Raw genomic sequence first — 8,401 nt, 5'->3', positions numbered from 1 at the left:
TTGTTTTTTTTATATTGTCCACGAATTTTTTGCATTTGCAGCATGTTGAGGCTGGAATCGAAGAAGGAATATGACATGGTTCGACGAATTTAACGATTGTCGTCGAATATTAACGATTTATGACGGATTGTGAGGTTCGGGCAATGAATACCATGCAATTGTTGCAGTCGTCGATTGACGCCGCGGATTTGCGGCAGCAAGTATACGCAAACAACATCGCAAACGCGAATACACCCAATTACAAGCGTCAAGATGTCGAATTTGAGACGTACTTCCAACAAGCGCTTGGCAGTGCGCCGCAAGCCCAGATGAATGAAACGCACATTCCACTTGGGAACACATCAGCAGCGTTGGACAGTGTAACGCCGACAGTGGTTACAGATGATAGTTCGACTGTTGACAACAACGGAAACAATGTTGACATCACATCGGAGATGGTCGATTTAGCGCAAAACCAAGTCCGTTATGATGTGCTGATGCAAGATGTGTCGGATCGATTCAATCGGATGCAGACTGCAATCCAAGGAGGGTAAACACCGTGTTCGATACATCTAGCATGAACATCAGTGCAAGTGGTTTAACGGCCAATCAGCTCTGGATGAACGTGATTTCCAACAACATTGCCAATGCGAACACAACGCGGACACCCCAAGGGGGGCCGTATCGGCGTGAAATTGTCGATATGGCGCCAGTTTCAGGGGGAGATAGCTTTCAGACTGTGTTGGGCCAAACGATGAATGCCAATGATGGTGGCGTACAGGTCACAGGGATTACACAGGACGACAGCCCGTTCAATTTAGTCTACGACCCAACGAGTCCAGACGCGGCCGCGAACGGTTATGTACAGATGCCCAATGTTGATATTGGCACAGAAATGGTGGACTTAGTCACTGCTTCGCGCGCTTACGAAGCGAATGCGACGGCGTTTGACGCTGGTAAACAGATGGCTGAGACCGCGCTGAACATGGGACGTTGATGAAGAGGTGAAGAAGAGTGGTAATTCAAGCGGTTTCGGCCGTTTCAAACGCAATGCAGGGAACAGCAACGCCAAAATTGCAGACCGGGAGCAGCGGACCTAGTTTTTCAGCGTTCTTGGGGCAGGAGTTGGACAAGGTCAACCAGATCACGGCAAATGCCGATGCAGATGCGCAATCGTATGCAACAGGTGGGTCAGTCACTGCCGCGCAATTGATGATTGCGGAAGAACAGGCGTCTTTGGCGGTGGATACCGTCTCGCAGGTGAGCAGTCGCGTCCAGAATGCGTACAGTACGATGATGAATATGCAAGTTTAAAAATGAGGGTGAACGTAATTTGAACGAAACGATGCGCGGGCTGTGGACGCGGGTAGTTGACCGCTGGAAATCAATATCTCCGAATATGCGCCGCAACCTCATCGTGATAGTTGTCGCGATTTTGGCAGTGCTCACCACCGTGATATGGCTTTTGTCGCGGCCTCACTACGTTGTGGTCATGAGTGGGTTGGACGATAAATCCCTCGGCCAGGTTGAAACACAACTGCAAACGTTGAAAATACCGGACCAGATTGAAGGCAGCTCCATCTTGGTCCCCAATGCGGATGCCAATCAGGCGCGCGTACAACTCGCCATGGCAGGTTTGCCTCAATCCGGCTATATCGGTTATTCGGGGGTTGGCACTTCCATTGGCATGACGCAGGATCAGTTTAACATCCAGGTTCTAGACGCATTACAGCAGAGTTTGAACTCGACCATTTCCAGCATTGACGGTGTGGAATCTGCGCAGGTACATATTGTGATGCCGCAGCAGCAATTGTTTGTCAGTCAAGCACCCGCAGATGCAAAGGCGTCTGTGTTCGTGACGCTCGGCAATGGGGTGCAACTGTCATCGCAACAGGTTGCTGGCATTCAGCAACTGGTCGCGCACTCAGTAAGTGGCCTGACGACGGGCGATGTGAGTGTCGTGGATCAAAATGGAACGACCCTGTCTGGCGCAGCAGCGAGCTCTTCGACCGCAAGCGCAAGTACAGAAGCGGGCATGCGCACTCAGTTGGAAAGCGACATGACGCAAAAACTGACGAACGAACTGGCGCAGATTGTCGGGCAAGGCAATGCAGTTGTCGCCGTTCATGTGAACGCGACGTTCAACCAAGTGCAGAGTAAATCACATACATTGCAAGATGCGCCGGGATCGACAGATGGCTTTGTCACCAGTGAACAAACAAATAAGACACAGTCCACGTCACCAGGCACAACTGCTGGCGGAGCGGTTGGCCAAGCAGGCAACAATCCGAACAATCCAACTGCCTATACTGCCAATAATGGTAGTGGGAATGGCAACTCTACCAGTTCACAGACGACAACAAACTACGATTACAGTTATACGAATCAGACCACTACGGAAGATCCAATGCAGATTCAGGGATACGATGTCGGCGTTTTTCTCAATAGCAACGACAAGTCCATCAATGCTGCAGAAGTGCAAAAAATCAAGACGTTTGTGTCAAGCATGGTCGGTCAGAGCGCTGGGCAGGGCAAGAATTCCGTGACGGTTTCGTCAGTGCCGTTTAACCAACCCACGCAGTCGACATCTGTTCAATCGAGCAAACTAAACGATGTGATGTATGGCGCAACAGCGCTGTTGGCGCTGCTTTTGCTTGGTGGCGCCATCGCTTGGCGGCGGCGCAAAGCGCGCTTGGGTACAACGGACATCGTGGCGCGCGTCCAGGATGCGTATGATAGCGAACTGGAGCAGTTGCCGCCCACGGAAGATGAGTTGCTGCGAGAGCAATTGATGGGCATGGCGCGCCAACGGCCAGACGATTTTGCGAGTTTGTTGCGCACTTGGTTGTCCGAATGAAAGTGTGCGCTCATGTGTGTTCTGGAATGATGAACTACAGTTTTACGCAACATGCACATCGTGAGAGGGGGGATACCAATGCAGCGACAACAATCCTTGTCCGGTCGACAAAAAGCAGCTGTTTTGCTGATTTCACTTGGTCAGGATGTTGCTGCGAGTGTGTTTCAGCGTCTCTCGCAGGAAGAGATTGAACAGTTGACATTTGAGATTGCCAATGTCAGCAAGGTGAATTTTGAAGCGCGTGAAAACATTATGGAAGAGTTTCGCGATTTGGCGCTGGCGCGCGATTATATCCAAACGGGTGGTATCGAATACGCGCGCGATGTATTGGAGAAAGCGTTGGGAACGAAACAGGCTGAGGAGATTTTGCAGCGGTTGACGCAAGCGTTGCAAGTCCGACCGTTTCACTTTGTCCGCAAGGCGGACCCTACACAGGTGCTTGGGTTCATTCAGGATGAGCATCCGCAGACTGTGGCATTGATTCTCTCTTATCTAGAGCCAGAACAGGCTGGATTGATATTGTCATCGTTAAATGTTGAATTGCAGACAGAAGTAGCTAGACGCATTGCGACCATGAAGGGCACTTCACCGGAAGTCATTGCGGAAGTCGAAGAGATTCTGGAATCGAGGCTTTCGATGATGGCCAGTATCGACAGCACCCAAACCGGGGGCGTGGATGCGATTGTGCAAATTCTAATTGGCGTGGATAGAAGTACAGAGAAGCGCATTCTCGAACAACTGTCTGTAAAAGATCCTGATTTGGTAGATGAAATCAAAAAGCGGATGTTCGTCTTTGAAGACATCATTTATTTGGACAACCGCTCAATTCAGCGCGTCCTTCGTCAGGTGGATACGCGCGATTTACAGCTTGCGTTAAAGGTATCACGCGATGATGTCAAGGAAGTCCTCTTTCGCAATATGTCCAAGCGGATGGCCGAGACACTCCAGGAGGACATGGAGTATATGGGGCCTGTGCGACTGCGCGATGTGGAAGATGCGCAACAGCGCATAGTGGGTATCATTCGCCATTTGGAAGACGCTGGTGAAATCGTCATTGGTCGCAGTGGGGGAGACGATGTGATTGTATAAAGTTGTCAAACGCGCTGAACAGACATATCGACAAACAGAGACGCAGCCGATTCCAGTTTTGAAGCCGATGCTTGCTGCCGATGTTGCCCCTGTTGTGGAACAGGTGGATTTGGCCGCTTTGGAAGACGAGGCGAGACAAGCTTGCGCGGCGTTGCGCCAAGCAGCTGAGCAAGTGGCGGCGTCTATCATCGACAAAGCAAAAAAAGAAGCTGAACAGTTGCAGCAAGCGGCCGAACAGCGCGGCTACGAGACAGGGCTTGAACGTGCCAGCGCAAAGATGGAAGCGGAGTTCGCCCAGTGGCAAGCCACAGAGCAGTCTGCATTGTCTCAGCTCGCTGTTTCCATCGAACAGGATAGAAAGGAAAAAGTGAAGTCGTTGGTGCCATTTGTCGGGGCGTTTGCGATGGAGGCGGTCAAGCGGCTCTTGCACCGGGAGTTGGCGCTTGAACCTGTGCATGTCGGGGCGATGGTTGAGGAACTGCTGACATATGTGCTGCACAGTACATCGGTTCAGTTGCGCGTTCATCCCGACGATTATCAGGCTGCCCGCCAGGCGCATCCGCGGTGGCAGGCGATGAAGTACGGGGATTGGCATATCGCGATTGTGCCAGATGGAACGCTTTCTCCTGGCGACTGTGAAATTTATGCGGATACGGGGCGCATAGACGCCAAGTTGACCACCAGGTTGGAAGAATTGCAGTTTGCACTCGATGATTTATTGCGACAACAAGGAGAGGCGTCCAGTGGAGCAGAGTCTGAAAGCCTTGACTGAACAGTTGCCGGACAAGCCACTATTCCGGCTCTACGGGCGGGTGACCAAGGTGTTGGGCATGACGGTGGAGTCGTTGGGACCGCATGCCACACTGGGGGACATTTGTGAAATTCAAGGTGGTCGATCACGTTGTTATGCGGAGGTGGTCGGTTTTCGCGATGGGCATCTGATTTTGGTGCCGCTGGGCGAGATGGCGGATATCGCGCCAGGCGCAGATGTGCGCGCACGTCACCGACGCTTGAGCGTGGCTTGCGGCGATAGCTTGCTTGGACGGATCATCGACGGCCTCGGACAGCCCATGGACGGTCTCGGGCCGCTCTCCAATGCAAGACCGCAGGAGATTGAGCGCTCGCCAGTGCCTGCACTGCGTCGCCAACGCATCGAACACGCCATTCAAACAGGTGTCCGGGTCATCGATGGCCTGTTGACCGTGGGCAATGGCCAGCGCGTGGGGATTTTTGCAGGGAGCGGTGTCGGTAAAAGCACGCTTTTATCTATGCTGGCGCGTGGAACAAGCGCGGACGTCAACGTCATCGCACTGGTGGGAGAGCGGGGGCGCGAAGTGCGTGAGTTCATTGAGCGGGATTTGGGCGAAGAGGGCCTTGCCAGAAGTGTCGTCATTGTGGCCACGTCGGATCAGCCGGCGCTCATTCGAACGAAAGCTGCCTTTGTGGCGACGGCCATTGCAGAATTTTTTCGGGATCAGGGGAAACACGTCAATTTTATGATGGACTCTGTCACGCGCTTTGCCATGGCGCAGCGGGAAATTGGTCTTGCCGCTGGTGAACCGCCGACTGCCCGCGGGTATACGCCTTCTGTGTTCGCTCTTTTACCGAAACTGCTGGAGCGGACAGGCCCTGGCGAATGGGGTTCCATCACAGCCTTTTATACCGTTTTGGTGGACGGCGATGATATGAACGATCCGATTGCAGATACTGTTCGCGGCATTCTCGATGGACACATCGTGCTTGCGCGCAAACTGGCCAATGCGGGTCAGTATCCGGCAGTCGATGTGCTGGCGAGTGTATCGCGCCTTTTCTCAACTGTCGCTGTGAAAAGGCATCAACAAGCCGCACACATGGCGCGCGCCTGGCTGAGCAAGTATCGCGATGTGGAGGATCTCCTCCGCATCGGCGCCTATCGGCAGGGGGCTGACCCGGATATCGATATCGCGATCGCCAAAATGCCGCAGTTGAGCGCGGTGTTGCAGCAACAGACGGACGACCTGACCACGTTTGACGAGACCTTGACGCGTTTGTACACGGTGGCGGAGGTGGCAGAATGAGCGAATTTGCTGGTTTCTCGTCGCGCTATCACAAAATCAAGCAGAACTTGAAGGACGTCGAAGCAGCGCAATATACGCGCCTGCTTCAGCAACAGGACGAGTTGGATGCAGAGTGGCAGCAACTGGACGAAGCGAAACGAGCGGCGCGCGAGGCGCAGGTCGGCAGCACAGATTTGCAGTTGTGGCAGGCGCAGGAATTTTTTCAAAGGCGGATCGAAGAGAAGCTCATTCAATTGCAACAGGCGCGGCAAGAGATGGGGAAGGCGTTAGAGGCCCAACAACTCAAACTGCGGACGGCGTTCATTGAAGAAAAAAAGTGGTCGCATGTTGCCGCAGACGCGCGCGAAGCGATTTTGCAGGCGAGGGCGCAGCGAACGCAGGTAGAAGCGGACGACGAAGCGTTGAAACGATATCGAAAGGTGGACGCGTGATGGCGACAGAGGTGCAGCGCGTGGCGACAAATACAGCAAATCGCAAGGCCGCATCGGAGCGCAAACAAGGTAAAAGCGGCTTGGTGCGCTTGGCTTGGATTGTTCTCGTCGGTATTATTCCACTTCTTTTTGCGCTTGTGGTTGTCGCGTGTGCATTGCAGCTTGTCGGGGTGCCTGTTTGGCAGACGACAGTGCAATTGACTGGCGCTAAGGCGTCCCACCATGAGTCAACGGCCATTGCGAAAACGACGCAGCAACTTGCAACCGCGAAGGAAAAAATAGCGAAATTGCAACAACAAAATCAGACACTCACTGCGAAGACACAGGCAGATACGCGGCAGTTGGCCGCTTTGACCGCCGGGGAAAATACGTTGCGCCAACAATTGCAAGCTCAAACCAACAGCTATCAGCAAGGCCAGCGTGAGGGCAAAGTGCTTGCCCAAATGGACTCGCAGACAGCCGCGTCTGTCTTGCAGTCGATGGGCGTGAGCAAAGCAAGTTGGATCGTTGCGACAATGACACCGGACGTATCTGGTTCGATTTTGCAAAGCGCCCCGACAACTTTTGCGAGCGCTGTTTTACAGCAGGCGGCGAAAGACGAAGCACTGGCAGCCAAAGCGAACAATTCCCAAAATGCAACAGGGTGAGTGTGACATCGAGTCTTGTTGAAAGGAGGTGAAAAGATGACATTGTCGGTCAAATCTTCGTCTGTTGCTGGACAGCCAGCGGCGAATGGCTCAGCAGATTCGTCACCAATGGCTGGCGCGCAACCGGGTACGACGAGCAATTTTCTGTTCTCTGATTTACTTGCAGCGATGCTTGGCAATGGCGGTGTGATGCCAAGGGCGGATTCGAACGTCAGCCACAGCGGTCAGTCCAAGTCGACACACGGTCAGGTGAATGGTTCGAGCACTGGCCAACGCCAGCGCGTAGTGGACGGCACATCTGCGATTCAACAAACACAAAGAGTCGGTGCGTCTTTGGAGCGCTCACAAACAAAGATGACGTCAAGCACAAGTGTTCAAACGAGCTTGCGGCAGCAGCCTGTCCCAAGTCAGGATGACATCGCTCATGGACAAGGGCAAACGACAGGTGAAGCATTCACACATATGTTGACCTCCTTCGAGGCGCGTTCGGCGTCGACACCAGGCGTCAGAGCGAACGCCAGTGCAGATGCTAAAGTGAATATCAGTACAAATGTCAAGGCGAATGCGGATGTCAGCGCTGTTACACAAGCGAACGCACATGCGCCAGTCGTCCTTCTGTCGGCCGGTGATGGGCAGGGAGCGTCTAAGCAAGGGCAGGCGGATCGACAAAAGACCACTGGGCAAGCGACAACCGCTACCCATCATACGTCAGACACGACCACAGCGGTCAGCGGTCTCGCCTCTTCCATAACGCCAATGAACATCCCGCCGACTCAAACGGCTGATGCGCCGACGGCACATCAAATCGACGTGCAAGATCCGCACGCGCTCGACCAATTTGCCCAGTTGATATCGGTCAAAGCGGATGGCGACCAAGGTCAACTGCATGTACAGGTGGTGCCAGCGGGCATGGGTGAGCTCAATGTGACCGTGACCAAAGTGGACAATGGCCTGCAGATTCAAGTTGTCGCAAACCAAGCGTCGACATTTGCTTGGTTAAACCAGCAGTTGCCGAACCTGGAGCAATCGATGCAGGCCGCCGGTTTTACCGTTGCGAACATGCAATTGTCGTTTGGCCAGAGTGGGCAACAAGATCACGGGGATGGCCGTCAACAAAAAGGCAGTCAGATACGGCGTGTTACCACTGGAACCGCGACACAACTGACTTCTGACAGTGAAGCGGCAGATTTGGCCACACAAACAGTGGCAATGCACAAGGGTGGCATCAGTTTATCTGTATAGACCGTCATGCGTGATGCATCCAGTGCCAATCGCACGATGAAAATGCCCGTCTATCGAGGCATTGCGGATGACATGCAACGGGATTGACCTTATTTTTAC

Annotated in this window: 10 protein-coding genes; all 10 read left to right on the top strand. The window is 53.3% G+C overall.

Going from position 1 to position 8,401, the window contains the following annotated elements:
• The first annotated feature begins 143 nt into the window (after window positions 1-143).
• The 10 genes from flgB (at window position 144) to ACFSB2_RS08310 (ending at window position 8,302) form a co-directional block, all read left to right on the top strand.
• Entirely contained in the window at window positions 144-533 is a 390-nt protein-coding gene (gene flgB / locus ACFSB2_RS08355; RefSeq protein WP_377942563.1) for a flagellar basal body rod protein FlgB, read from the top strand.
• A gap of 23 nt (window positions 534-556) precedes the next feature.
• Window positions 557-976, top strand: a complete 420-nt coding sequence (gene flgC, locus ACFSB2_RS08350; protein WP_377942619.1) for a flagellar basal body rod protein FlgC — start codon at window positions 557-559, stop codon at window positions 974-976.
• Window positions 977-993: 17 nt separating this feature from the next.
• The gene (gene fliE / locus ACFSB2_RS08345; protein ID WP_377942562.1) at window positions 994-1,293 is read left to right on the top strand and encodes a flagellar hook-basal body complex protein FliE; all 300 of its coding nucleotides are present in this window, start codon (window positions 994-996) and stop codon (window positions 1,291-1,293) included.
• A 19-nt stretch (window positions 1,294-1,312) separates the two neighbouring features.
• The gene (gene fliF / locus ACFSB2_RS08340; protein ID WP_377942561.1) at window positions 1,313-2,836 is read left to right on the top strand and encodes a flagellar basal-body MS-ring/collar protein FliF; all 1,524 of its coding nucleotides are present in this window, start codon (window positions 1,313-1,315) and stop codon (window positions 2,834-2,836) included.
• Between the two features lie 78 nt (window positions 2,837-2,914).
• A complete protein-coding gene (gene fliG / locus ACFSB2_RS08335; RefSeq protein ID WP_377942560.1) occupies window positions 2,915-3,925 on the top strand; it encodes a flagellar motor switch protein FliG in 1,011 nt (336 codons plus the stop codon).
• Window positions 3,918-4,697 carry a FliH/SctL family protein gene (locus ACFSB2_RS08330; RefSeq protein ID WP_377942559.1) on the top strand — a complete coding sequence of 260 codons (780 nt, stop codon included), beginning with the start codon at window positions 3,918-3,920 and terminating at the stop codon, window positions 4,695-4,697. Before fliG ends, ACFSB2_RS08330 begins: the two co-directional genes overlap by 8 nt.
• On the top strand, window positions 4,669-5,982 hold the full coding sequence (locus ACFSB2_RS08325; RefSeq protein WP_377942558.1) for a FliI/YscN family ATPase: 1,314 nt from the start codon (window positions 4,669-4,671) through the stop codon (window positions 5,980-5,982). The genes ACFSB2_RS08330 and ACFSB2_RS08325 overlap by 29 nt, the downstream gene beginning before the upstream one ends.
• Window positions 5,979-6,413, top strand: coding sequence for a hypothetical protein (locus ACFSB2_RS08320; RefSeq protein WP_377942557.1), 435 nt, complete (start codon window positions 5,979-5,981; stop codon window positions 6,411-6,413). Before ACFSB2_RS08325 ends, ACFSB2_RS08320 begins: the two co-directional genes overlap by 4 nt.
• On the top strand, window positions 6,413-7,060 hold the full coding sequence (locus tag ACFSB2_RS08315; RefSeq protein ID WP_377942556.1) for a magnesium transporter MgtE N-terminal domain-containing protein: 648 nt from the start codon (window positions 6,413-6,415) through the stop codon (window positions 7,058-7,060). The genes ACFSB2_RS08320 and ACFSB2_RS08315 overlap by 1 nt, the downstream gene beginning before the upstream one ends.
• Before the next feature lie 36 nt (window positions 7,061-7,096).
• Window positions 7,097-8,302 carry a flagellar hook-length control protein FliK gene (locus ACFSB2_RS08310; protein ID WP_377942555.1) on the top strand — a complete coding sequence of 402 codons (1,206 nt, stop codon included), beginning with the start codon at window positions 7,097-7,099 and terminating at the stop codon, window positions 8,300-8,302.
• The last annotated feature ends 99 nt before the right edge of the window (window positions 8,303-8,401 follow it).

Origin of the sequence: Alicyclobacillus fodiniaquatilis (genome assembly GCF_042678105.1) — a bacterium.
Lineage (GTDB): Bacteria > Bacillota > Bacilli > Alicyclobacillales > Alicyclobacillaceae > Alicyclobacillus > Alicyclobacillus fodiniaquatilis.
The sequence above is the reverse complement of the archived record's forward strand: the minus strand, read 5'-3'. Positions and strand labels throughout refer to the sequence as shown.